Below are 23,172 nucleotides of genomic sequence, written 5' to 3' on the forward strand. Positions count from 1 at the left end.
GCTGACCTGGCCCTGACTCCGGACGTAGACTCGCCATTCCGCAGTCCTTCCTGCGCCCCTGGTCAGACGGGCCCGAGGGGTCGCGTCGGACGACGGGCAGCGCAGAGCACCGGGGGAGGTCACGATGGAGCAGGGCATCCACATCATCACCGTCGCCACGCGGGATCTGGCGACCGCGCGCCGCTTCTACGTGGGCGGGCTGGGCTGGCGCCCGATCTTCGAGGCGGCAGGGGAGATCCAGTTCTACCAGGTGGCGCCTGGGCAGGTCCTCGGGCTCTTCGACGCCGACAGTCTCAGCGAGGACATCGGGGACGGCCGGGACCACAGCACCCCCGGAGGCTTCACCCTGGCCCACAACGTCCACGACGCCGATGCGGTCCACCGCACGGTCGAACGCCTGGAACGTGCCGGCGGCACGGTGCTGAAGCACCCCCAGCCAGCCGCGGTGCCGGGCATGCTGCACGCCTATGTCCAGGACCCGGTCGGAGTGATCTGGGAGATCGCCTACAACCCTGGCTGGCGGGTCGCCGACGACGGCGCCGTCGTCTTCGACTGACGGTCCCCGCGCAGCCGTGCCCGCACCGTGCGTCCCCCGGGGACGGACGTGTTGCCGGGTGAATCGGCGGTGCGCGCGTCGGCGCGGTAAGCTTTCCCCCGTCTGTCCCGTCCCCTCCCGACCTGAGGTGTACCGCCCTATGGCCCCCAAGACTGCCCTCGACCATGTGATCACCCTGGCGAAGCGTCGCGGCTTCGTCTTCCAGTCCGGTGAGATCTACGGGGGATCACGGTCGGCATGGGACTACGGTCCCCTGGGCACGGAGCTGAAGGAGAACATCAAGGCGGAGTGGTGGCAGACCTTCGTGCGCGGTCGGGGCGACATGGTCGGCCTGGACTCCGCCATCATCCTGCCGCAGGCCGTCTGGCACGCCTCCGGGCACGTGAAGACCTTCACCGACCCGCTGGTGGAGTCGCTGCACACCCACAAGCGGTACCGTGCCGACCACCTGTTGGAGGCCTATGAGGCCAAGCACGGCCACCCGCCGGCCAACGGTCTGGCCGACATCAAGGACCCGGAGACCGGCCAGCCCGGCAAGTGGACCGAGCCGCAGCAGTTCTCAGGCCTGATGAAGACCTTCCTGGGTCCGGTCGACAACGAGGAGGGCCTGCACTACATGCGGCCCGAGACCGCCCAGGGCATCTTCGTGAACTTCTCCAATGTGATGACCTCCGCCCGGAAGAAGCCGCCCTTCGGCATCGGCCAGGTCGGCAAGGCCTTCCGCAACGAGATCACCCCCGGCAACTTCATCTTCCGGACCCGCGAGTTCGAGCAGATGGAGATCGAGTACTTCACGCACCCGGACGAGGCCGGCCAGTGGTTCGATCACTGGGTGGACGCCTGCTACGACTGGTTCATCGAGTTGGGGCTGAACCCGGAGAATCTGCGCAAGTTCGACGTCCCCGAGGACGAGCGGGCCCACTACTCCGCGGCCACCATCGACCTGGAGTACCGCTTCGGCTTCCAGGGCTCCGAGTGGGGCGAGCTGATGGGCATCGCCAACCGCACCGACTACGACCTCAGCTCCCACATCGAGGCCTCCGGCGAGAAGCTGCAGTACTTCGACCCGAAGACCGAGGAGCACTACACCCCGTACGTGATCGAGCCGTCCTTCGGCCTGACCCGCGCGATGATGGCCTTCCTGGTGGACTCCTACCATGAGGAGGAGGCCCCCAACGCGAAGGGCGGCGTGGACACCCGCACCGTGCTGAAGCTCCACCCGCGGCTCGCCCCGGTGAAGGCGGCGGTGCTGCCCCTGTCGAAGAAGCCGGAGCTGGCCGAGCCCGCCCAGCGGCTGGCCGATGAGCTGCGCCGGAACTGGAACGTCGACTACGACGAGGCCGGTGCGATCGGTCGCCGGTACCGCCGTCAGGACGAGATCGGCACCCCGTTCTGCCTCACCTTCGACTTCGACAGCCTCGAGGACCAGGCAGTCACCATCCGCGACCGGGACGAGATGACCCAGGAGCGTGTCAGCCTGGACCAGGTGCAGGGCTACCTGGCCGGCCGCCTCCTCGGCTGAGCACCACGACGTCGAGCGCGACGACGTCGAGCGCGACGCCCGGCACAGATGCCCGGGACAGACGCCCGGCACCGGCCCAGGGTCCCTGACCCTGCGGCACGGGGCCGGGCGTCGCTCGTTTGCCGTGCCGCGGCGGCAGGACTAGACTCGCGTGGCTGATCAACCCTGCGCCACCGCGCAGACGGACGCTTCCGAAGGACAGGCGATGAGCACCACCGAAGACACAGACCGGCTCACCCTCGAGTCCGGCCTGACCGTCCGGCCCTGGGCCGAGGGCGACGACCTCGCCCTGCTTGAGGTCTGGGGCGACCCGGAGAACGCGATGCACCACCAGGACCGCGCGCTGCTGCGGCCCTCCTCCAACGATCCCTGGTCACGGTGCATCGTCGCCGAGGACCAGGGGGTGCCCGTGGCTGCGGCCACCATCCTGCGCTCCTCGCTGCACCCGGACCGGCTGTCCTTCTACGCGGAGGTCGCCCCGGACCACCGCCGCCGCGGGGTGGCCGCAGAGATGCTGGCGATCCTGGAGGCCGAGGCCAGCAACTGCAGCGCCACCGGTCTGAAGGCCCGCTGCGCCAAGCGTTCCGCCGCCCAGTGCTTCCTCAAGGACAACGGCTTCACCAAGATCCAGACCACCCGCCGAGTGATCGTCCAGCCGGGCGCCCTTCGGCTTCCGGACCTGGAGCGAACCGGCCTGGATCTCCAGGAGATCGCCACCGGGTCGGTGGAGCTGAGCCGTTTGGTGGCCGACTACTACAACGCCGTCCACGACTGGGACCGCGCGGAGATGACCGTGGGCAAGGCCCAGCAGCTGCTCCTCGGCGACGCCACCGGCGCCACGGGCGCAGTGGCCCTGCGGGACGTCTCCGAGGGCGGCGACGGCGCCGTCCTCGCCTTCGCCGTCAGCTACACCCCGGCCCGCACCGAGGACCCCGCCGACGTCCTGGTCGGCTGGAACCCGGAGCTCGACGCCGCCGAGGCGGAGCAGCACATCCGGTCCCTGCTGGCCCTGCTGGCCGCCCGCCACCCGGTGGAGCTGGAGGTGGACGACTCCATGGCCCCGCTGAAGACCGTCACCGACGAGCTCATCGCCTCCGGCGACGCCGAGATCGACTTCGAAGCCTTCATCTACGCCCGCTGACCGCCCGGAGGCCCCGCCTCCGCCGAGCACACCCGGATGCCATGACCGCACAGACCCTTCCCGAGGAGCAGCCGCTCCCTGACGGCCCGACCCCGGCTGGGTCGGGCGACCGACGTGCCCTCCTGCCGCCGCTGCACCTGGGCCCCATCACCGTGGAGACCCCGGTGGTGCTGGCCCCCATGGCAGGGATCACCAACACCGCCTTCCGTCGGCTCTGCCGTGAACATGGCGGCGGGCTCTACGTCAATGAGATGGTCACCGCACGTGCGCTGGTCGAACGGCGGCCCGAGTCGATGCGGATCATCAAGCACGAGCCGGACGAGATCCCCCGCTCGATGCAGCTCTACTCCGTGGACCCAGTGACCACCGGACATGCGGTGCGCATGCTGGTCGAGGAGGACCGCGCCGACCACATCGACCTCAACTTCGGCTGCCCGGTGCCCAAGGTCACCCGCAAGGGCGGCGGCTCGGCCCTGCCCTGGAAGATCCGGCTCTTCGAGTCGATCGTCGCCACCGCCGTGCGGGAGGCCGGGCGGCGCGGCATCCCCGTGACGGTGAAGATGCGCAAGGGCATCGACGAGGACCACCTCACCTTCATCGAAGCTGGCAAGGTCGCGCGCGACTCGGGCGTCGCCGCCGTCGCGCTCCACGGTCGCACCGCGCGCCAGCACTACTCAGGCCAGGCCGACTGGTCCGCGATCGCCGCCCTGCGCGAGTCCCTGCCGGACATCCCGGTGCTGGGCAACGGCGACATCTGGTCCGCCGAGGACGCGGTGCGCATGGTCGAGCAGACCGGCGTCGACGGCGTCGTCGTCGGCCGGGGCTGCCAGGGCAGGCCCTGGCTCTTCGGCGACCTGCAGGCCGCCTTCGAGGGCCGGGATGACCGGCACCGTCCGGATCTGCCCATGGTGATCTCCACCCTGCTGCGGCACGCCCAGATGCTCATCCCGTACTTCGACGGCGACGAGCGCAAGGCCATGCAGGACATCCGCAAACACGTGGCCTGGTACTTCAAGGGCTATCCGATCGGCGGGGCGCTGCGCTCCCAGCTGGTCACCGTCGAATCCCTGACCCAGCTGGAGGACCTGCTCGGCCAGCTCGACCAGAGCATCGGGTACCCCGGTGCCGACGCCGAGGGGCCCCGCGGCCGGGCCGGTTCGCCGAAGAAGGTGCATCTGCCGGAGGACTGGCTGGCCTCCCAGGAGCTCAACGAGGCCCAGCGTGAGATGATCGCTGCCGCGGAGGTCGACACCTCCGGCGGATGAGTCGTCCGTGCGGGCCACTAGGATGTCGCAGGTGCCCGTTCTGCGTCCTGTCCCACCCTCGCGCCGGATCTCCTGGAGGAGGCTCGCCAGCCCGCTCAGCGTGCTGGCGGTGGCCGTGCTCGCCGTCGCGATGGTCGCACAGTCCCTCGCCACAGTCGTCTCTGGCCGGCTAGCCGAGAATCCCACCTTCGACGGGGTGGTGCTGCTCGGCGCCCTGATCGTCGGGGCGGCGGCCGTGCAGGTCAGCGCGCAGGTCGCCTGGGCCCAGGTCATCGACCGCGCGGCCGGGAAGCTGCGTCGGGACCTGCTCGCGGCCGCCTTCGCCCAGCCGCTCAGCGTGCTCAGCGAGCAGGCTGTGGGGGAGGTGCTCGACCGCATCGACGACGACACCAACGCCATCAACACCCTCATGCGGGAGCAGTGGTGGGGCATGATGGCCACCGTCCTCGGCGCCGTTCCGCTGTGGGTCGTCGCGGGGGTGATGTGGTGGCCGGCCTGGATCATCATGCCGGTGCTCGTGGCCGCCACCCTGCTGATGGTCCGCCCGCTCTTCGCGATCATCGCGCAGCGCAAAGTCATCAACGAAAGGGCCTGGACCGACCACGCCGCCGCCTTCGAGGAGGTCGTGGCGGCCCGTGACGACCTGCGCACCAGCGGCGGTCAGGCCTTCGGCATGCGGCGCGTCGCCGGCCTGGCCGCGGGGATCCACCGCACCTTCCGGCACATGGTCGTCAAGGAGGCCGACCTGATCCTGCGCTCGCAGACGGTCCTGCAGGCGATGTTCGCCGGGCTGCTCGTGACAGGCGTCGCGCTGGTCATCACCGGCGGGATGGCGCTGCCCCAGCTGATCACCCTGGTGATGGCCACCACGCTGCTGATCGGACGTGTCGGCGAGCTCATCAATCAGCTGCCCCAGCTGCAGGAGGGGCTCGGCGCAATCACCCGCGTGAAGCAGATGATGCAGGTCGAGCCCGAGCCCGACGGCGGCGCCGCGCTCCCAGCGACCCACGCCCTGGAGTTCCGCGGCCTGCACTTCTCCTACACGGAGGGGTCCTTCGCCCTGCAGGACGTCTCGCTGAGCGTCGACGACGGAGAGACCCTGGCGCTGGTGGGACGCACCGGCTCGGGGAAGTCCACGCTGGCCTCGTTCGTCACCCGCGCCACCGAGCCCCCGCTGGGGACGGTGTTCCTCGGCGGCACCGACGTCAGAGACATCGATCTTCAGCAGCTGCGCCGCGGGATCGGCGTGGTCACGCAGCGCACCGAGCTGCTCTCCGGCACGTTGGAGGAGAACATCACCCTCTTCGCCCCGCTCCCCCGGGAGCGGGTCCAGGCAGCCGTGGAGGAGCTGGGCCTCACGGATTGGGTGGCGCGACTGCCTGATGGGCTGGACACCCGCATGGGTGCGGGCGGGGTCACGCTCTCCGCCGGGGAGGAGCAGCTGGTGGCCTTCGCCCGGCTGTTGGTCCGCGAGGTGTCCGTGGTGATCCTCGACGAGGCCACGGCCCGGATGGACCCACTCACCGAGCGCCGAGTCATCCGCGCCTCGGACCGGCTGCTGGCCGGGCGCACCGGGCTGCTCATCGCGCACCGGCTCACCACTGTCGCCCGGGCGGACCGTGTGGCCGTCCTCGATCACGGTCGAGTCATCCAGCAGGGAGCCTACGGTGAGCTCGCTGCCGCGCGGGGACCGTTCCGAGGGCTGCTGGCGGCCTCGAGGGAACACCAGGGCAATATGGATGACGATCCCGGTGATGTCCTCACCGACACCTCGTCCGGAGCCTCCGACGGGGCCACCGGTCCGGTGGCCATCGGGGGCACGCGTCGGAGGAGCGATGTGCCGACGACGTCTGACATCGGGGACGGGCCGAGCCTGACCCGTGCCGTGCTCGCCGCCTTCGGCCACCTGCCGCGGTGGGGACTGGTCGGCCTGTCCATGTTCCTGCTCATCGCCCTGTTCTCCCCGCAGGGGCTGGTCACCAACTGGCTGTGGGGGCGCATCGCGGACTCCTTGGCCTCGGGTCATCACGAGGTGTGGGGACTGGTGATCCTTCTGGCGGGAGCCTCCGTGCTGATCATGCCGGGAGTCTTCGCGCTGGGCGTGAATCTCTACCCCCGCTGGTGGGTCTCCTGTCTGTCCCGGCATCGGACGCGGGTCCTGGACGGTCAGCTCGGTGAGCCCCGGCTGGAGACCACGCCGCCGGGTGAGGTCGTGGCCCGCGCCATGGACGGCGACCGCATCCAGGACTACGCGGACCGTTGGGCGGATCTCTGCAATGCGGTGCTGATCGTGCTGCTCTCCGTCCTGCTCTCGGGGAGCTGGGTGGTCGGAGCGGTGCTCGCCAGTGTGCTGATCCTCTCCGCGGCGGCCTCGTGGGCCGGCAGACCTGCAGCGGGGCGCTCTGCCACGCGTGCCGCCGACGCGCGCGTGGAGTTCGGCCGGGTGCTGGTCTCGGCGCTGGACGCCGCACGGACCGTGAAGCTCTCCGCGGCCACCGGGCCGGTGCACCAGCACCTGAACACCGTGGACCGCCGGCGTGTGGACGCCCAGATCAGGGAGCATCGCATCCAGGCCCTCCTGGACGGCGTGCCCGGGCTGGTGATCGCCGTCGGGGTGACCTTCTCCTGGGCCATGTACTTCATCGGCGCCTGGGGGCTGGCCACCACGGTGCTCGCCTCCGGCAGCGTGATGGGCTTCACCTGGTACGGCCTCTGCGCAGGATCAGTCGTGACCAAGGCGCCGGGGGCTCGTGCCTGGCAGGTGGCCACCCAGCGGCTGGCCGGCGGGGAGAGCATCTTCCGCCGGGTGGACGGGGTCGACGAACTGACCGGAGACTCCCCTGCCCCTGGGCCCGAGGAGCGGGACGAGCTCCGCAGCCTCAGCCTCGAGGGCTTCTCCGCGGTCCACTCGGACGGCATCATCGGGGTGGAGCAGGTGGACCTCACCGTCGCCCGCGGCGAGCTGATCCTCATCCTCGGGGGCATCGGTTCGGGCAAGTCCAGCCTGCTGCGGAGCCTGGCGGGCCTGGTGCCGCACCGCGGGAGAATCCTCTGGAACGGAGCAGAGGTCACCTCGGACACCTTCCTGCGGCCCCGTCGCGTGGCCTACGTCGCCCAGATGCCCCGGGTGCTCTCCGGGACGTTCGAGGAGAACATCCGGCTCGATCGCGATCGGGAGGCTGGCGAGGCCATCCGCATTGCGCAGATGGAGCAGGACATCGCCGAGGCCGGAGGCCTGCACGCCGCCGTCGGGCACCGCGGCGTGCGCCTGTCCGGCGGTCAGGTGCAGCGCCTGGCCACCGCGCGTGCCCTGGCCACCGGCTCCGAGCTGCTGCTCGCGGACGATGTCTCCAGCGCCCTCGACGCGTCCACGGAGATCGAGCTGTGGCAGGCGCTGCGGGACAAGGGCGTTACGGTGATCGGTTCCACCTCCAAGCGCGCGGCGCTGGCTCGGGCGGATCGCGTGGTGGTCCTCGAAGCCGGCCGGGTCGCCGCCGTCGGCCCGTGGCGTCAGCTCAGCGGCAGATGGTCGCACCTGGCCGGCTGAGGCGCGCCGGTTCAGGCGTTGGGCGCCACATCGGTGCCGGCGCCACGGCGGCGGATCGCGGGTGTCGCAGCGGGTGCCGAAGCAGGTGCCGTTGCGGAGTCGGTCGGGGCTGCTGACGGGGTCGGCGGCGGTGAGGTGGCAGGACGTGCCGTCTCGGCTCGCGGAGCAGGTGCCGTCGAGCGGTCAGCGGCAGGGGAGGCCGGGGAGGCTGGGGAGCCGTCGGCGCCGAGCACGGTGAACCCGGCGTCGCGGATCATCGTCAGGTCATCGGCGGCGCCCTGGCCCTCGGAGGTGAGGTAGTCGCCCAGGAACAGGGAGTTCGCCACCTCCAGGGCGAGGGGCTGCAGGCTGCGCAGGTGCATCTCGCGGCCGGCGGCGATTCGGATCTCCTTGTCCGGGCACATCATGCGGGCGACCGCGAGGATCCTCAGGCAGGCCAGCGGGGTGAGGTTCCACGTTCCTTCCAGCGGGGTGCCGTCGAAGGGCATCAGGAAGTTCACCGGGACGGAGTCCGCGTCGAGATCCCGCAGCGCGGCCAGGGCCTCCACGAGCTGCTCGTCGCTCTCGCCCATGCCCACGATCAGACCGGAACAGGGGGAGAGTCCGGCGTCGACGGCGCGGCCGACGGTGTCCACCCGGTCGTCGTAGGTGTGGGTGCTGCAGATCTCCGGGTAGTGCGAGCGGGCGGTGTTCAGATTGTGGTTGTAGGCGTCGACGCCGCAGCTGCCCAGTCGTTCCGCCTGCCCCTCCTTCAGCAGTCCCAGGCAGGCGCACACCTCGACGTCGGGGTGATCGGACTTCAGCCGGGTGACGATCCGGCCCACCCTGTCGACGTCCCGATCGGTGGGCCCGGTGCCGGAGGCCACCAGACAGACCCGGCGCGCGCCGGCGGCGATCCCGTGCGAGGCCTGGGCCACGGCCTCCTCGGGCTTGAGCCACGTGTACTTGAGGATCTCCGCACCGGTGCCGAGCCGCTGGGAGCAGTACGTGCAGTCCTCGGGGCACAGGCCCGTCTTGAGGCTGACCAGGTAGTTGACCTTCACCGTGGCGCCGAAGTGCTGCCGGCGGAGTCGAGAGGCGGCGGCCACCAGGCGGACGGTGGCGTCGTCGGGAGTGCGGAGCAGCTCCAGGCACTCGTGCTCGGTGAGGCGGCCTCCGCCGAGGAGGCGATCAGCCAGGAGCTCTGGGTCTGTCATATGCGGTGCGATGGGAGCTTCCGGGGTCACGTCGTCTCCGTCCTCGATGCGGGCGGTGCCCGTCCACAGAGCCCCAAGGGAAGTCACCTGTCCCTCCTCAGAGAGATTTGAACACTGTTCAATAAGGGTGCAGTAGGAGGCTACCTGATCCGAGGCCGTTCGCGTCGGCGAAGCGCCTGGGCATGGCCCCACCCATGCTGCCCCTGCTCTAAGCTGGAAGGCATGTCTGTGCAGAACGTCGAACGGGTCGAGGCGGGCTATGCCGCCCTGCGTCCGGGCTACCGCCCCGCCGACGAGGAGCGGTGGGTGCCCGAACACGGCAAGTCCGTCTACCGGTCCTCCTTCGAGCGGGACCGGGCCCGCCTGCTGCACTCTTCGGCGCTGCGACGCCTCGGCGCGAAGACCCAGGTGGTCTCACCCGACGCCGACGACTTCGCTCGGACCCGGCTCACCCACTCGCTGGAGGTCGCCCAGGTGGGGCGTGACCTGGGCCGGATGCTGGGGTGCGACCCCGACGTCGTCGACGCCGCCTGCCTGTCGCATGACCTGGGCCACCCACCGTTCGGGCACAACGGCGAGAACGTGCTCAACGAGCTCATGGGGGACGCCGGCGGCTTCGAGGGCAACGCCCAGACGCTGCGGCTGCTGACCCGGCTGGAGACCAAACGGTTCCACCCGGACGGCCGCTCCGCAGGGCTGAATCTGACACGGGCCTCCCTCGACGCCGCAGTGAAGTACCCGTGGCGCCAGCACGAGGCGCCCCTGAAGCCGGATGGGACACGCAGCCAGAAGTTCGGCGCCTATGAGGACGACGTCGACGTCTTCCGGTGGATCCGCCAGGGGGTGGAGGGCCGACGACAGTCCATGGAGGCCCAGGTGATGGACGCCGCCGACGACATCGCTTACTCCGTCCATGATGTGGAGGACGGCATCTTCTCCGGCCAGTTCCAGCTGCGTTTCCTGGAGGTGCCGCTGCAGCGCAAGCGCGTGGTGCAGGTGACCAAGGAGTGGTACCTGCCCCAGACCGAGGAGGATCGGATCGAGGAGGCCTTCGACCGCCTCGCCGCCACGGAGGGCTGGGTGCGGGAGTCGGACGGCTCACGGCGCTCCCTGGCCGCGTTGAAGAACATGACCAGCGAGCTGATCGGACGGTTCTGCGGTGCCATCTACTCCGCCACTCGTGAGGCTCACGGGGACCACCCGCTGGTCCGCCACGAGGCGGATCTGGTGGTGCCCGAGGAGACCCTGGTGGAGATCTCCGCCATGAAGGGCCTGGCTGCGGCCTACATCATGACCTCCGAGCAGCAGAAGCCGGTCTACCTGCGGCAGCGCGAGGTGCTCGAAGGGCTGGTGGGTCTGCTCTCCGAGACCGAGGACCGCTACCTGGAGCCCATGTTCAAGCAGGACTGGCGGGATGCCGCCGACGACTCGGCCCGCCGACGCGTGATCGTCGACCAGATCGCCTCCCTGACCGACGGGGCCGCCCTGGAGTGGTATTACGCCTTGGTGCAGGGCAAGCCGTTCACCAACCGGCTCTTCGGCTGAGCGGGTCGGTTCAGCGGGCCGCCGCCTCCTCTTCGGAGCGCAGCACGCAGAACTGATGGCCCTCCGGATCGGCGAAGACCACCCAGCCGGAGCCTGGGCCATGGATCCCGCGACGGTCAGCCACCTCCACTGCGCCCAACTCGCGGACCCGCTCGACCTCCGCGTCGCGTCCGCCCTGACGCGGACGCAGGTCCAGATGGGCCCGCGGGGTTCGGGAAGCGGCGACGTCGTCGACCTCGAGGAACAGCAGACGGTGCCCGGTGACGGGGTCGACGATCATGCAGTGGTCGTGGCCGGGCTCGTTGGGGTCCCCGGGAATGTCGGTGTAGTCCAACAGTCGCTTCCACCGTTCGGAGAGCGCGTAGGCGTCGGTGCAGGAGAACGTGGTGTGGGAGACGAACGAAGTCATGGAGGCAGGCTAGGGCCCGCACGCGAGCGGGGGAAGGTCTGTAGACTCGGGAGCCGCGCAGGGTGCCGCGCATGGCGCCCGCCTGTGATGCCCGCACGTCCCCGATACGTCATGGTGGAGACCCGATGGCCGACCAGAACACCCTGACCCTGCTCAGCGCCGAGGAGCTGCGCCGCATGATCGCCGACGGCGCCGACCCTCTGCTGATCGACGTGCGTACTTCGCCGGAGCATCGCAGCGCGCACCTCCCTGGATCCCTGCTGGTGCCCGACGAGCTGGTGAGCCGGGAGACCCAGCGGTTGGCCGACGCACTCGTCGCCGTCGACCGCCCCGTGGTGCTGCTCTGTCAGGCCGGGCCTCGCTCCCAGCAGGCGCAGGAGGCACTGACCGCGGCCGGGCTGACGGACTCTCGGGTTCTTGCCGGCGGCCTGAACGCCTACCGGGCGACGGTCGGAGACGACGCCGTCGAGATCGGCGAGGGCCCCTGGGCGATGGAGCGGCAGGTGCGGATGGCGGCCGGTTCGCTGGTGCTGGTGGGCCTGCTCGGCGGCCGTCTGCTGAGCCCCAAGGCTCGGGTGGTCTCTGGCGCCATCGCCTCAGGGCTCGTCTTCTCGGCGGCCACGAACACCTGTGGGATGGCGAAGGTGCTCGCCCAGATGCCCTGGAACCAGAGCCCGCAGGGGCCGGTCCGGATCGAGGACGTGCTGCAGGAGATCCAGGCGGTCAGCGCACCCGCCTGACCCGACTGATCGATCGGACCCGGCCGCGCCGTTCAGGCGCGTTGCGGAGACCGAGTGATGTCCGCGGGGACGACGTCGTACGCGGCGAACAGCGTCGCGGAGTCCACGAAGAGGCTCAGCCCCTGTGCACCCGCGCCCATGGCGATGCGCCCGGTGATCGACTCATCCGCGTAGACCGGCCAGCGGACGCCTTCGGCGGTCTCCGCGCCGAAGGGTGTGATGGTGCCGGGCCGATATCCGGTGGCCTCCACCGCCTCCTCGGGGGCGGTCATGGACATCTTCTTCATCCCGGCCAGCCGACGCAGCTTCGCCCAGTCCACCTGGCGGTCGCCTGGAATGAGGGCCAGCACGTAGCTGTGCTCGCGGGTGGTCTGGGTGACCTTGGCCTTGGCGACCAGGGTCTTGACGATCTGTCGCGGTTCGATACCGATGGCCGCCGCGGCCTCCTCCAGGGACTGCGCCGGACCGCGGGACACGAGCTCGACGTCCACCCCGTGAGCCTCGGCGTCGGCGAGCAGCCTGGCCACGGAGGTACGCTCGGCTGCGGAGAGTCCGACGGCGGCGTCGAGGGCGGGCAGGCTGCGGCCGGGCTGATCGGTGGTCTTCTCCATGGTCTGATCAACCCGGCCGGACGCGAGGAGATTCCCGGGATCGAGGGATCAGGCGGCGGCCAGCACCAGAGTCGCGAAGCCCATGTGGCCGTGGTGTCCGCGCAGCCAGGCACGTCTGCCGGCGTCGAGCCTCTGGCGCAGCTCACCGGCCTGCGGGTGTTCCGGGTTCTCCAGCAGCCACAACTCCTGGTTGCGCGTCATGCCGCACTCGAAGTGGTTCCACTCGTCGTCGGTGGCCTCATGCAGGTCCAGCAGGCGCCAGCCCGATTCGGCGGCGGCCTCGACGACGTCGGGCAGCAGCTGGCTGTCAGCCGCGGAGGCGCCCTCCCACATGTGGTCGAACCGGTCCTGGCTGGGCACCTGGGTCCAGTGGTCCACGCCGAAGAGCAGACGGCCGCCGTCGACGGTCAGCGACCGCAGCCGCTGGAGCGCCTCCGCCGGTGAACCGCCCAGTGCATGCCAGGCCCCGAGGCAGATCACGGCCTGAGCCGGGTCCGTGAGCTCCTCGGTGAGCTCGCCGGCGTCCTGGACGCGCAGCTCCACGCGGTCCTGCACGCCCAGCTGCCGGGCACGCCCCTGCCCGCGGGCGATGTCCATCTCCTCGAGATCCACGCCGATGCCGTGGCTGCCTGGCAGAGCCATCAGGGTGCGGAGCAGCTGCTCCGCCCAGCCGCAGCCGACATCGAGCACGGTGCGCGGCGATACCTCGGTGAGCTCAGCGATGAGCTGCTCGGATCGGGCCACGCTCATGGGGGAGCCGAAGGTCAGGTCGAGGCCATTGACCGGGGGCCGGCCCTCCTGGTTCTCGGACGCGTCCTGTGCCGTGCTCGGAGTCTCAGAGTTGCTCATGGGGGCCGACCCTAGCCTGACCTGGCGCGACGCGGAACCCCGCAGTGCCTAGCGGGTCCTGCACCCGGTTGACGTCAGTTGCCTGCGGACTCCTGCTGGGCGAAGATCCTCCGTAGGTCCTCGACGCTGTCGACCGTGGCGGGAGTGCGGACGCCGGGTACGAAGGCCGATCGTACGTCGTCCAGCAACGCGGGGGAACGCAGCAGCTGGGTCGCAGTCATGGCCAGCAGCAGCGCGCCGTCCAGCACGGCCTCGTCTCCACGGGGGCCGCCCGCAAGGTCCGTGGCCTGCTGGCTGTGCATGTTCAGGCCCGTCTGCAGCTCCACATTGGGGTGGATGACCGGGACGATCTGACTGACGTTGCCCATGTCTGTGGAGCCCGGGAACGCCTCCTGCAGCGGGGGCACCGTGGTCCTGCCCAGGCGTGCGAAGGCGCTCTCCACGAGATCCTGGAGGACCGGGTTGGGTCGCAGAGCGGCGTAGGGCGGCGTCGGCAGCTGGAGGTCCACCTCGGTGCCGGTGGCCAGGGCGGCACCCCGGGCACAGTTGATCACCCGCGGCACCACGTCGTTGAGGAGCACATCGGTCCTGGGGGCCCGGACGAACGCCCGAATGAAGGAGCGGGAGGGAATGATGTTCGGTACGTCGCCGCCGTCCTCGATCACCGCGTGGACCCGGACGTCGGAGGGGAGCTGTTGGCGCAGCAGGCCGACGGCGTTCAAGGTCAGCACTGCGGCGTCCAGCGCGTTGACTCCCCTCTCAGGGTTCACCGCGGCGTGGGCCGGAGTTCCGGTGAACTCGAAGGTCAGCGCCACCCGTCCGAGGGTGCTCATGCCGGAGAGATTTTCGCCGGCGGGGTGGATCATGATGGCCGCATCCAGATCGTCGAAGCAGCCGGCCTCCACCATGTAGGCTTTGCCGCCTCCGCCCTCCTCTCCAGGGGTGCCGATGACGACGATCCGTCCGGCCGCGCCATGCTCGCCCCGCTCGAGCAGCTGCTCGATCAGACGCTTGACCAGCAGTGCGCCGCCGAGTCCTGCGGCGGCGATGATGTTGTGGCCGCACCCGTGGCCGATGCCTTCCAGCGCGTCGTATTCGCACACGAAGGCCAGCGTCGGGCCACCATCGCCGTAGACGGCTTCGGCCCGGAATGAGGTATCCAGACCGCCGATGTCGGTCTGGACGGCGAAGCCCTCCTCACGGAGTGTCCGGGTCAGGAGTTCGAAGGCGTGGTGCTCCTGGAACCGGATCTCAGGGTGTGCGTGGATGCTGTGGCTGATCCCCAGCAGGTCGTCGCCGATGGCGGTCAGGCCCGCCCGGAGTGACGCCTCATCACCGGGTGCCAGCGAAGTGCCCGAGTGGCAGGTGCTCGTCTCGTCGTGCGTCGAGGTCATGGGGAGGGTCCCTTTCGTCGGGTGTGTGATGGGTGGACACGGGCCGCCGTCGACAGCGTCGGTGCCAGGGCCAGCTCGGTGCTAGCCGATGGACAGAGACTCTCCCGGCCCGATGGGGATGCCCAGGGAGATCCAGATCACGAAGAGGATGATCCAACTGATGTAGAAGGCGACGGCGTAGGGAATCATCAGGGCGAAGACGGTGCCGATGCCCGCCTTGCGGTTGTACTGCTGGATGTAGCCCAGGGCGATCGCCAGGATGGGGCTCAGCGGGACCAGCATGTTCACTGAGGAGTCGGCGATCCGGAACGCGAGCTGCGTGTAGGCCGGATCCACCCCGGTGATCATCAGCATCGGGATCACCACGGGGGCCATGAGTGACCATTGGGCGGATCCGCTGGAGATGACCAGGCCGAACAGGAGGCTCACGAGGCTGACGATCACGAGGCTGCCGATGGGGCCGATGTTCAGCCCGGTCAGCACCTCGGCGCCCAGCACCGCGAACCACAGTCCGAGGTTCGACCAGCTGAAGTAGGCGATGGCCTGCGCCACGGCGAAGATCAGCACCAAGAGGTTGCCGAGGTCTCTGGCTGAGGCGACCATGAGCCGGGGGATGTCATTGATGCTGGAGATCGTCCCCACCGTCTTGCCGTAGACGGTCCCGACCAGGACGAACATGAGGAACAGCAGCGGCACGATGGAGGACATGAAGGGGGAGGGGATGACGGACCCGTCTTCGCCGCGGAGGATGCCGCCCTCGGGGACGATGAGCAGTGCGGCCAGCACCACGAAGACCAGGAAGGCGATTCCCGCGTTCCGCAGGCCCTTCTTCTCCAGGTCCGTCACCGGTGCGGTGTCCGCATCGGGTGGTGCCTCGCCGTCGTAGGCTCCGAGCCGGGGCTCGACGATGCGCTCAGTGACCAGCACGCCGATGACGGTGAGGACGATGGTGGAGGCACTCATGAAGTACCAGTTGGACACCGGCGTCACGACAGCGGACTCATCGACGATGGCCGCCGCGGAGGTGCTGATGCCGGAGAGCAGAACATCGGTGCCGGCGATGATGATGTTCGCAGAGAAGCCCGCACCGACGGCGCCGAAGCCGGCGGCCAGTCCCGCGATGGGGTGGCGCCCGGCGGAGAGGAAGAGCAGGGCGGCCAGCGGCGGGACCACGATCGCGGCGGACTCGGAGGCGATGTTGCTGATGATGCCGATGAGGATGACCATGAACGTGATCAGCCGCGGATGCCGGACTCGCGCCATGGCGGCCCGCAGCGCCGTCTTCAGGAACCCCGACTCATTGGCCAGCCCCAGTCCCAGCAGGAGCACCACCACCAGTCCCAGGGGCGGGAAGGACAAGAAGTTGTCCAGCATCGAGGTCAGCATGAAGGCCACACCTTCGGCGGTGGCCAGGCTCTTCACGGGGGTGGTCTCGTCCGTCATCGGGTTGGTGACCTCAGCGCCGGCCCACGCCGCGACGGCGGAGATCACCACGACCACGAAGGCCAGGAAGACGAACAGGATGAAGGGGTGCGGCAGCAGATTGCCGACCTTCTCCACCCCGTTCAGGAAGCGGAAGCCGGCCCGTTGCAGACGGCCTCCTCGCTTCGTCCTCTGCTGCTCAGTTCGCGTGCGTGAGCTCATGGTTCCTCGTCCCTTCTCTGAACCCGGTGCGGGTTGATCAGCGATGCTACTCAGCGCGGAAGCTCAAAGACAGAGAAGAGGTATGCGCCTTTGGAGGAGGCGGCTGTGATCTCGCATACCTTCACAGAATCCGGTCATCAGGAGGGGCAGAGGTGGGTCCGACCTGCGCTGCACGTGATCCTCCATGAGACCTGCGAGCACGACTCTGCCACCGGGGGAGCCATGCCGCCCCCGGTGGCGCCGTGCCATGATGAGGCGGCCATCGGTCGCCTCACAGGGATGTGCGGAGTTCATCCCTCCAACAGGGCGAAGACCCGGCAGGGGCTCGCGGTTCCTCCGACGATCGGCAGAGGCGAGACCACGATCAGCGCCCCGGTGGGCGGCAGCCTGTCGAGGTTCTGAAGCGAGGTGATCCCGTATTTGTCCCGGCCCAGCAGGTAGTGGTGCACGGGAAAGGGGGGATCCAGCTGGGCGGCGTTGCCCTGGTCGATTCCCACGGTCTCCACGCCGAACCCTGAGAGCTGCGTCTCCTCAGCCAGCCACCGGGCGCACTCTGCGGAGACCCCAGGGGTGTGGGAGCCCTTCTCGTCCGCGTTGACGAAGGCCTCCTGATCGTCGGAGTACCGATCCCAGCCGGTGCGCAGCAGCAGCCAGCCGTTGGTCGGCAGAGCCCCGTGCTCAGCCTCCCAGGCGGTGACATGGTCGATCTCCAACAGGAAGTCCGGGTCGTCCTCCACCGCGGCGGACACGTCGAGCACCGCGGCAGGACCGATCAGCCGAGCCGGCTCGATCTGGGACACGTCCTTGCCGTCGCGCCCGGTGGCCCAGTGCACCGGAGCATCCAGGTGGGTGCCGATGTGTTCTCCGGTGTGGATGTTGTGGTGCTTCCAGAAGGGCCCCTTGTCGTCGTAGGCGGCGACCTCCTCAAGACTGAAGTCGATCAGATTGGGAAACGGCTCCGGGAGCCGCAGCGCCGGGGTCTGGGCCGAGAGGGTGTTGGTCAGGTCGATGACCCGAAGATCTCCCTGAGCCAGTCCGGCGGTGAGGGCGGTGACGAGTGACATGGGTGCTCCTGGGTTCTCAAGGGGTGGAGAGCGGTACGGGCTTCTGGGGCTCGGATCTCCGGGGATCAGCGGCTCGGGGTGGGCTGGGAGGCGGGCGTGATGGCGGGCTGGACGGCGGCTTTCTCCTCGACCGCCGAACTGGTGGGGCGCCGTCGCGGGATGCCCGCCAGGCAGAGCGCGGCCAGCCCGGCGACGAGGGCGAAGACGTAGAAGTTCCACTCGAAGCCCAGAGCGGAGGCGGCGATCCAGCCCCCGACCATCGGCCCCATGATGGCGCCGAGCCGGGCGAAGCTCAGGGCCCAGCCGGCAGCGGTGGCGCGGGCGTTGGGCGGATAGTAGTCCGTGATGAACCCGGTGAGCACTGCCGAGGTGGCGATTGCGCCGAGCCCTGCCACGCCGACCAGCACCATGTTCACGATGAACGGGAAGTCCATCATCAGCAGGAGCACGCCGACGCCGCCGAGCGCGTAGAAGAGGACCAGGACCTTCTGCTGGCCGTGGCGGTCCGCCAGCCATCCCACCAGGATGCCGCCGAACCCGGCGGTGAGGCTGAAGACCAGGAGGAAGGTCAACGAGCTGCCGAGGTCGTATCCCGCATCCCGCATGATCGAGGGCAGCCAGGTGTTGAGTCCGTAGACCAGCAGCAGACCCATGAAGAGTCCGACCCAGAACAGAATCGTGGAACGGATGAAGCGGCGCGTGAACATGACGGCGAGCACCTGGCGCCACGGCACGGCCGAGACCTTCTCCGCCTCCGGGATGCGCAGCGCCTCGGCGTCGAAGGGAGTGATGCCCATGCGCGTGGCCTGGGCCTGCGCATCCGTCTCGCGTCCCTTGTTGACGAGGAACTCCAGAGACTCCGGCATCATGCGGGAGATGACCGGGTACAGCAGCAGCGGGACGGCGCCCAGACCGACCACCCAGCGCCACGCCTCCGGATCGTCCACCGCAGTGAAGGTCACCAAGGCGGTCAGCGCGGCGACGACGATGCCGAACGAATACGCCGAGAACATCAGGGCGTAGTTCATGGAGCGACGCCAGGGCGGCGAGAACTCAATGGTCATGGCGGCCGCGATGGGGATCAGCCCGCCCATGCCGAGACCCCCGATGAATCGGAAGAGCCCGAAGACCTCCGCGGTGGGCGCCAGCGCCGCGCCCAGCGCCGCGGCGTTGTAGATGACGAAGGAGACCAGCAGGACCCGACGGCGCCCGAAGAGGTCGCTGAGCTGGCCGATGAACATCGCTCCGAGAAGCATCCCGATCAGCCCGTAGGAGCCCAACGCCCCGAGCTGGACCGGGGTCAGGCCCCAGGGCGCGTAGTCCGCCAACGAGGGCAGGACCGCGCCCAGGACGCCGATGTCATACCCTTCGGCCAGGATCGTGAGCCAACAGGCCAGCAGCACGGTGGTCGTGACGCGGGCGGGGACATTCCAAACTGGTCGTGCTGTGGACATGACGTTCTCCTGGGTGTCGTCGGTCAGGCCGGTCCAGTGCTCTCGTTCAGTTCCTTCATCCGGTGTGCCTGTGCAGTTCTTTCGTGCCGTGTCCTCGGTCAGTGCCCTCGGTCAGTGCCCTCGGAATGCTTCGGCGAGCCACCAGGCCCCGCCGTCGGAGGCGACCTTCGCATCGATGACGAGCACGGAATCGACGCCCTCGGCGATCCTGGCGCAGACCGTCGTCAGATCCTCGCGGCTGCGCACCGTCATCGCCTCGGCGCCGAAGCCGCGGGCGATCGAGGCGATGTCCGTCTCCGGGAACTCCACGATCTCGAGCTCCTCAGCGCTGGCGTCGAAGTGGTGGACCTCCGCCCCGTAGGCCGAGTCGTTGTAGACCACCACGACCATGGCCAAGCCCTCCCGCACGGCGGTCTCCAGCTCCGAGATGCTCATCAGGAATCCGCCGTCGCCGGTGCCGAGCACCGTGAGCCGTTCGGGGGCCGCCAGCGCGACTCCGACGGCGCCGTAGAGGCCCAGCCCGATGGATTGGAAAGCCTGGGTCATGCAGAAGCCGGCCTCGTCGGGCACCCGGAAGTACGCTGCCGGGTAGCCCATCGAGTTCCCCGAGTCGATGACCACGCTGCGCTGTGCCGGCAGGGCCTCGTCGAGGGCGATGCTCAGCACCCGGGGATCGATGGTGCCGTCACCGCTGAGATCCTCGAACGGCTCGTGATTCTTCCGCGACATGGTCGCGATGCGCTCGCGCATGGCAGGAGTCCGTCGCCCCACCCGGCCCGGATGACCGCTGCGGGAGGTGAGCTCCTCGCGGACGGCGGCGGCCGTTTCGGCGGCATCTCCGAGCACGGCCAGGGACACCGGTCGGTGCGCCCCCAGCGCCTGTGCCTCCACATCGACCTGGACGACCCGCGCATCCTCGCCGATCAGTCCGCCGTGGCGCATCGTCCACATGTTCAACGCGCAGCCGAAGGCGACGATGAGGTCGGAGTCTCGGATGGTCGCGGCGGTGAAGTCTGAGGAGAAGCCGCCGGAGATGCCCAGGCTGAACGGGTCCGTCCGGAACAGGCCGTGGGCCGCCGCGGAGGTGGCGGTCAGGGCTCCGGTGGCCTCCGCCAGCGCTCGCAGCTCTTCTCCGGCATGCCGACCGCCCCGGCCGGCGATGATCACCGGGCGTTCGGCAGCGGCCAGTGCGTCGGCCAGCTCGGTGACGGCATCCTGGGAGGGCCGGACCCGGGCGGCCAGAGGCGCGGCAGGTGCAGGGGAGAGAGCCTCAGCAGGGACAGGGGCGACCTGCAGATCGGTCGGCACCGAGAGCACCACGGTCCGGCGTTCCACCACGGCGGTGCGAAGAGCGCGGACGGTGTCCTGGACAGCGGTGGCTGCGCTGTGCACACGCTCGGCGACGGCGCCCACCGATTCCGCCAGGGCGTCCTGCCCGATGCGGAAGTTCGACAGGACCGCGGAGGTTCCCGTGTCCGCGGTCAGGACGATCATCGGGGTGCGGGACTTGGCCGCCTCCGTGATCCCGGTGACGGCGTTCGTCAGGCCGCAGCCCTGGTGGGTGGTGACCACAGCAACGGTCCCGGTGGTCCGGGCATAGGTGTCGGCCATGGTGGCCGCCCCGCCTTCGTGCCGCGCCGCCGTCCACGCCGCACCATGGCGTCGCAGGGCGTTCGTCATGGTGAAGTTGCCGCTGCCGACGACGCCGAAGACCCGCCGTACGCCGAGTTCGGCCAGAGTGCGGCCCACCGCGTCAGCGACCGTCAGCTGCGCCTCATCTGCCGAGCTCATGTGGTCAGGGCCTCCTTCTCCCGGGCGCCCACGGCGCCGTTGCTGGGGTGGGGACGCCAGCGCAGATGGGTGGCGGCCCCCTCGTCATCCTGCCGGACGAGGGAGAGACGAGGCCGCACGGCGTCGGTCCTGGCGCTGGGCGGCTTGCGGCGCCCGGCACGGAACTGCTTCGGCCAGGTCGCGCCGGGGATCCCGTCGACGCCCTGCTCAGCCGCGGCGTTGAGCGACCAGTTCGGATTGTACAGGTGGGGTCGACCCAGGGCGCAGAAGTCCGCCCGCCCGGCCAACAGGATGGAGTTCACGTCGTCGTAGGAGGCGATGGCGCCCACCGCGATGACGGCGGCCCCGGAGGGGGCGGCGACCTCATTGCGGATCCGGTCGGCGAAGGGGGTCTGGTAGCTGCGCCCGTAGACCGGCTTCTCCTCCTTGAGGACCTGACCGGTGGAGACGTCGACAGCGGCGGCCCCGTGCTCGACGAAGGCCCGGGCGATCTGGACGGCGTCGTCCTCCGTGGTGCCGTCCTCATGCCAGTCGGTGGCCGAGATGCGCACGATCATGGGCCTGTCCTGCGGCCATACCTTCCGCACCGCGTCGAAGACCTCCAGCGGGAAGCGCAGCCGATTCTCCAGCGGACCGCCGTACTCGTCGGTGCGACGGTTGGCCAGCGGGGACAGGAAGCTGGAGAGCAGGTACCCGTGGGCGCAGTGCAGCTCCATCAGGTCGAATCCGGCCTCGACGGCACGTTCCGCGGCGGCGACGAAGTCCTCGGTGACGTGCCGCATGTCCTCGCGGCTCATCTCCCGCGGGATCTGCGAGTCGGGCCCGTAGGGCACAGCCGAGGGGCCCACCACGGGCCAACCGCCCTCCTCCAGCGGATCGTCGATCCCCTCCCACATCACCTTCGTGGACCCCTTGCGACCAGCGTGGCCCAGTTGCACGCCGATTCTGGCATCGGTGAAGCTGTGCACGAACTCGGTCACCGCACGCCAGCTGGCCACATGCTCCTGGTTCCACAGCCCCGAGCAGCGGGGCGTGATGCGCGCTTCGGGGGAGACGCAGACCATCTCCGTCATCACCAGTCCGGCGCCTCCCAGGGCCTTTGACCCCAGATGCACCAGGTGAAAGTCGCCGGCGACACCATCGGTGGCGGAGTACATGTCCATCGCCGAGACGATCACCCGATTCTTCAGCGGCAGCTCGCCGATGCGGCCCGGCTGGAACATCGCAGGGATGACCTGTTCGCTGTCCGTCCACTCGGCGAAGCGCCTGTCGATGCGTTCGGCATACTCGGGGTCGCGCTCACGCATGTTCTCCTGCGTGATGCGGCGCGACCGGGTGAGCAGATTGAAGGTGAACTGGTGGGGGTCCTGTCCGAGGTACTGTGCGATGTTCTCGAACCACTCCAGCGAGGCCTGGGCCGCGCGCTGGGTGGACGCCACCACGGGCCGGCGCTCCTGTTCGTAGGCGGCCAGCGCGGCTTCCACCGTGGGGTGCTCATGCAGACAGGCCGCCAGCGCGAGCGAGTCCTCCATGGCCAGTTTGGTGCCTGAGCCGATGGAGAAATGTGCGGTGTGCGCCGCGTCGCCGACCAGGACGATGTTGTCCTTGTGCCAGGTCTCGTTTCGGACTGTGGTGAAGTTCAGCCATTTGGAGTTGTTGGCGAGCACCTGGTGGCCGCCCAGCTCCTCGGCGAAGATCTCCCGGATCCGGTCGATGGCGTACTCGTCGTTGACCCCGGGAGGGAAGACCTCATCCTCCGTGGCGTCGAAGCCGGCGCGCCGCCAGACGTCCTCGTGCATCTCCACGATGAATGTCGAGCGTTCCGCCGAGTAGGGGTACCCGTGGATCTGCATGGGGCCCCATTCGGTCTCTCTGATGTGGAAGGTGAAGGCCTCGAAGACCTGGTCGGTGCCCAGCCACATGTACTTGTTCTGCCGCCGGTCCAGCGAAGGCCTGAAGTCCTCCGCATAGCGGCTGCGCACACGCGAGTTCACACCGTCGGCGGCCAGCACGAGATCGTACTCGGCGGCCAGCTCCTCGACGTCGGGCGCTCTGGTGGAGAACCGGACGTCGACGCCCAGGTCCTCGCAGCGGCGCTGGAGCAGCGTCAGGAGTTCATGCCGGCCCATGGCCGCGAAGCCCTGGCCACCGACGGTGTGCTTCTCGCCGCGGAAGTGCACGTCCATGTCGGTCCAGCGGGCGAAGCGCCGCTCCATGCCGGAGGCGACCACGGCGTCGGCGGTCGCGATGCCGCCGAGGGTCTCGTCGGAGAAGACGACGCCGAAGCCGAAGGTGTCGGTGGCCGCGTTCTGCTCCCAGAGGGTCACCCGGTGCGCCGGGTCGAGCTGTTTCATCAACGCGGAGAAGTACAGGCCTCCCGGCCCTCCTCCGATGACTGCGATCTTCATGATGCTTCTGATCTCCTTGGTGGACGTCCCTCAGAG

17 protein-coding genes are annotated in these 23,172 nt (G+C 69.4%); 7 read left to right on the forward strand and 10 right to left on the reverse strand.

The annotated features are described in order from the left end of the window. Window positions 1-124 precede the first annotated feature (124 nt). The 5 genes from ABD658_RS07510 (at window position 125) to ABD658_RS07530 (ending at window position 8,031) form a co-directional block, all read left to right on the forward strand. On the forward strand, window positions 125-556 hold the full coding sequence (locus tag ABD658_RS07510; protein WP_344682482.1) for a VOC family protein: 432 nt from the start codon (window positions 125-127) through the stop codon (window positions 554-556). A 139-nt stretch (window positions 557-695) separates the two neighbouring features. Next, entirely contained in the window at window positions 696-2,078 is a 1,383-nt protein-coding gene (locus ABD658_RS07515; protein ID WP_344682480.1) for a glycine--tRNA ligase, read from the forward strand. 205 nt (window positions 2,079-2,283) lie between these two features. Next, entirely contained in the window at window positions 2,284-3,219 is a 936-nt protein-coding gene (locus ABD658_RS07520; RefSeq protein WP_344682478.1) for a GNAT family N-acetyltransferase, read from the forward strand. A gap of 41 nt (window positions 3,220-3,260) precedes the next feature. Beyond that, window positions 3,261-4,484, forward strand: a complete 1,224-nt coding sequence (dusB, locus tag ABD658_RS07525; protein WP_344682476.1) for a tRNA dihydrouridine synthase DusB — start codon at window positions 3,261-3,263, stop codon at window positions 4,482-4,484. A 22-nt stretch (window positions 4,485-4,506) separates the two neighbouring features. Further along, the gene (locus ABD658_RS07530) at window positions 4,507-8,031 is read left to right on the forward strand and encodes an ATP-binding cassette domain-containing protein (protein ID WP_425574496.1); all 3,525 of its coding nucleotides are present in this window, start codon (window positions 4,507-4,509) and stop codon (window positions 8,029-8,031) included. Window positions 8,032-8,042: 11 nt separating this feature from the next. Here ABD658_RS07530 and bioB read toward each other — a convergent pair whose 3' ends face one another. Further along, on the reverse strand, window positions 8,043-9,227 hold the full coding sequence (bioB, locus tag ABD658_RS07535; RefSeq protein WP_344682591.1) for a biotin synthase BioB: 1,185 nt from the start codon (window positions 9,225-9,227) through the stop codon (window positions 8,043-8,045). A 222-nt stretch (window positions 9,228-9,449) separates the two neighbouring features. Here bioB and ABD658_RS07540 point away from each other — a divergent pair, with 222 nt between their 5' ends. Then, window positions 9,450-10,772, forward strand: a complete 1,323-nt coding sequence (locus ABD658_RS07540; protein WP_344682472.1) for a deoxyguanosinetriphosphate triphosphohydrolase — start codon at window positions 9,450-9,452, stop codon at window positions 10,770-10,772. 10 nt (window positions 10,773-10,782) lie between these two features. On the opposite strand, the gene ABD658_RS07545 is transcribed toward ABD658_RS07540, so the two are convergent. Continuing rightward, window positions 10,783-11,181: a VOC family protein gene (locus tag ABD658_RS07545; protein ID WP_344682470.1), complete on the reverse strand. Its 399-nt coding sequence runs from the start codon at window positions 11,179-11,181 to the stop codon at window positions 10,783-10,785. 125 nt (window positions 11,182-11,306) lie between these two features. On the opposite strand from ABD658_RS07545, the gene ABD658_RS07550 reads away from it, so the two are divergent. Then, window positions 11,307-11,921, forward strand: a complete 615-nt coding sequence (locus ABD658_RS07550; protein ID WP_344682468.1) for a rhodanese-like domain-containing protein — start codon at window positions 11,307-11,309, stop codon at window positions 11,919-11,921. Between the two features lie 32 nt (window positions 11,922-11,953). Here ABD658_RS07550 and ABD658_RS07555 read toward each other — a convergent pair whose 3' ends face one another. The 8 genes from ABD658_RS07555 to ABD658_RS07590 all read right to left on the reverse strand — a co-directional run bounded on the left by ABD658_RS07555 (window position 11,954) and on the right by ABD658_RS07590 (window position 23,136). Beyond that, window positions 11,954-12,532 carry an aminoacyl-tRNA deacylase gene (locus ABD658_RS07555; protein ID WP_344682466.1) on the reverse strand — a complete coding sequence of 193 codons (579 nt, stop codon included), beginning with the start codon at window positions 12,530-12,532 and terminating at the stop codon, window positions 11,954-11,956. 48 nt (window positions 12,533-12,580) lie between these two features. Continuing rightward, entirely contained in the window at window positions 12,581-13,381 is an 801-nt protein-coding gene (locus ABD658_RS07560) for an SAM-dependent methyltransferase (RefSeq protein ID WP_344682464.1), read from the reverse strand. Window positions 13,382-13,455: 74 nt separating this feature from the next. Then, window positions 13,456-14,775 (reverse strand): M20 family metallopeptidase, encoded by a 1,320-nt coding sequence (locus tag ABD658_RS07565; protein ID WP_344682462.1) that lies wholly within the window; start codon window positions 14,773-14,775, stop codon window positions 13,456-13,458. 81 nt (window positions 14,776-14,856) lie between these two features. Further along, window positions 14,857-16,419, reverse strand: coding sequence for an AbgT family transporter (locus ABD658_RS07570; protein WP_344682460.1), 1,563 nt, complete (start codon window positions 16,417-16,419; stop codon window positions 14,857-14,859). 290 nt (window positions 16,420-16,709) lie between these two features. Then, on the reverse strand, window positions 16,710-17,483 hold the full coding sequence (locus tag ABD658_RS07575; RefSeq protein WP_344682458.1) for a cyclase family protein: 774 nt from the start codon (window positions 17,481-17,483) through the stop codon (window positions 16,710-16,712). Window positions 17,484-17,548: 65 nt separating this feature from the next. Beyond that, on the reverse strand, window positions 17,549-18,937 hold the full coding sequence (locus tag ABD658_RS07580; protein WP_344682456.1) for an MFS transporter: 1,389 nt from the start codon (window positions 18,935-18,937) through the stop codon (window positions 17,549-17,551). 111 nt (window positions 18,938-19,048) lie between these two features. Continuing rightward, window positions 19,049-20,728 carry a thiamine pyrophosphate-binding protein gene (locus tag ABD658_RS07585; RefSeq protein ID WP_344682454.1) on the reverse strand — a complete coding sequence of 560 codons (1,680 nt, stop codon included), beginning with the start codon at window positions 20,726-20,728 and terminating at the stop codon, window positions 19,049-19,051. Further along, window positions 20,725-23,136, reverse strand: a complete 2,412-nt coding sequence (locus ABD658_RS07590) for a bifunctional salicylyl-CoA 5-hydroxylase/oxidoreductase (RefSeq protein WP_344682452.1) — start codon at window positions 23,134-23,136, stop codon at window positions 20,725-20,727. Before ABD658_RS07590 ends, ABD658_RS07585 begins: the two co-directional genes overlap by 4 nt. Window positions 23,137-23,172: the final 36 nt, after the last annotated feature.

The organism is Nesterenkonia aethiopica (genome assembly GCF_039534665.1).
GTDB lineage: Bacteria > Actinomycetota > Actinomycetes > Actinomycetales > Micrococcaceae > Nesterenkonia > Nesterenkonia aethiopica.

Excerpts from the sequence above, each read along its gene's own strand:
- ABD658_RS07540 (WP_344682472.1), top strand. The coding sequence starts at position 9,450 with ATGTCTGTGCAGAACGTCGAACGGGTCGAGGCGGGCTATGCCGCCCTG.
- ABD658_RS07580 (WP_344682456.1), bottom strand. The coding sequence starts at position 18,937 with ATGTCCACAGCACGACCAGTTTGGAATGTCCCCGCCCGCGTCACGACC.
- ABD658_RS07590 (WP_344682452.1), bottom strand. The coding sequence starts at position 23,136 with ATGAAGATCGCAGTCATCGGAGGAGGGCCGGGAGGCCTGTACTTCTCC.
- ABD658_RS07520 (WP_344682478.1), top strand. The coding sequence starts at position 2,284 with ATGAGCACCACCGAAGACACAGACCGGCTCACCCTCGAGTCCGGCCTG.
- ABD658_RS07585 (WP_344682454.1), bottom strand. The coding sequence starts at position 20,728 with ATGAGCTCGGCAGATGAGGCGCAGCTGACGGTCGCTGACGCGGTGGGC.
- ABD658_RS07555 (WP_344682466.1), bottom strand. The coding sequence starts at position 12,532 with ATGGAGAAGACCACCGATCAGCCCGGCCGCAGCCTGCCCGCCCTCGAC.
- ABD658_RS07550 (WP_344682468.1), top strand. The coding sequence starts at position 11,307 with ATGGCCGACCAGAACACCCTGACCCTGCTCAGCGCCGAGGAGCTGCGC.
- ABD658_RS07575 (WP_344682458.1), bottom strand. The coding sequence starts at position 17,483 with ATGTCACTCGTCACCGCCCTCACCGCCGGACTGGCTCAGGGAGATCTT.
- ABD658_RS07530 (WP_425574496.1), top strand. The coding sequence starts at position 4,507 with ATGTCGCAGGTGCCCGTTCTGCGTCCTGTCCCACCCTCGCGCCGGATC.
- bioB (WP_344682591.1), bottom strand. The coding sequence starts at position 9,227 with ATGACAGACCCAGAGCTCCTGGCTGATCGCCTCCTCGGCGGAGGCCGC.
- ABD658_RS07510 (WP_344682482.1), top strand. The coding sequence starts at position 125 with ATGGAGCAGGGCATCCACATCATCACCGTCGCCACGCGGGATCTGGCG.
- dusB (WP_344682476.1), top strand. The coding sequence starts at position 3,261 with ATGACCGCACAGACCCTTCCCGAGGAGCAGCCGCTCCCTGACGGCCCG.
- ABD658_RS07560 (WP_344682464.1), bottom strand. The coding sequence starts at position 13,381 with ATGAGCAACTCTGAGACTCCGAGCACGGCACAGGACGCGTCCGAGAAC.
- ABD658_RS07545 (WP_344682470.1), bottom strand. The coding sequence starts at position 11,181 with ATGACTTCGTTCGTCTCCCACACCACGTTCTCCTGCACCGACGCCTAC.
- ABD658_RS07515 (WP_344682480.1), top strand. The coding sequence starts at position 696 with ATGGCCCCCAAGACTGCCCTCGACCATGTGATCACCCTGGCGAAGCGT.
- ABD658_RS07570 (WP_344682460.1), bottom strand. The coding sequence starts at position 16,419 with ATGAGCTCACGCACGCGAACTGAGCAGCAGAGGACGAAGCGAGGAGGC.
- ABD658_RS07565 (WP_344682462.1), bottom strand. The coding sequence starts at position 14,775 with ATGACCTCGACGCACGACGAGACGAGCACCTGCCACTCGGGCACTTCG.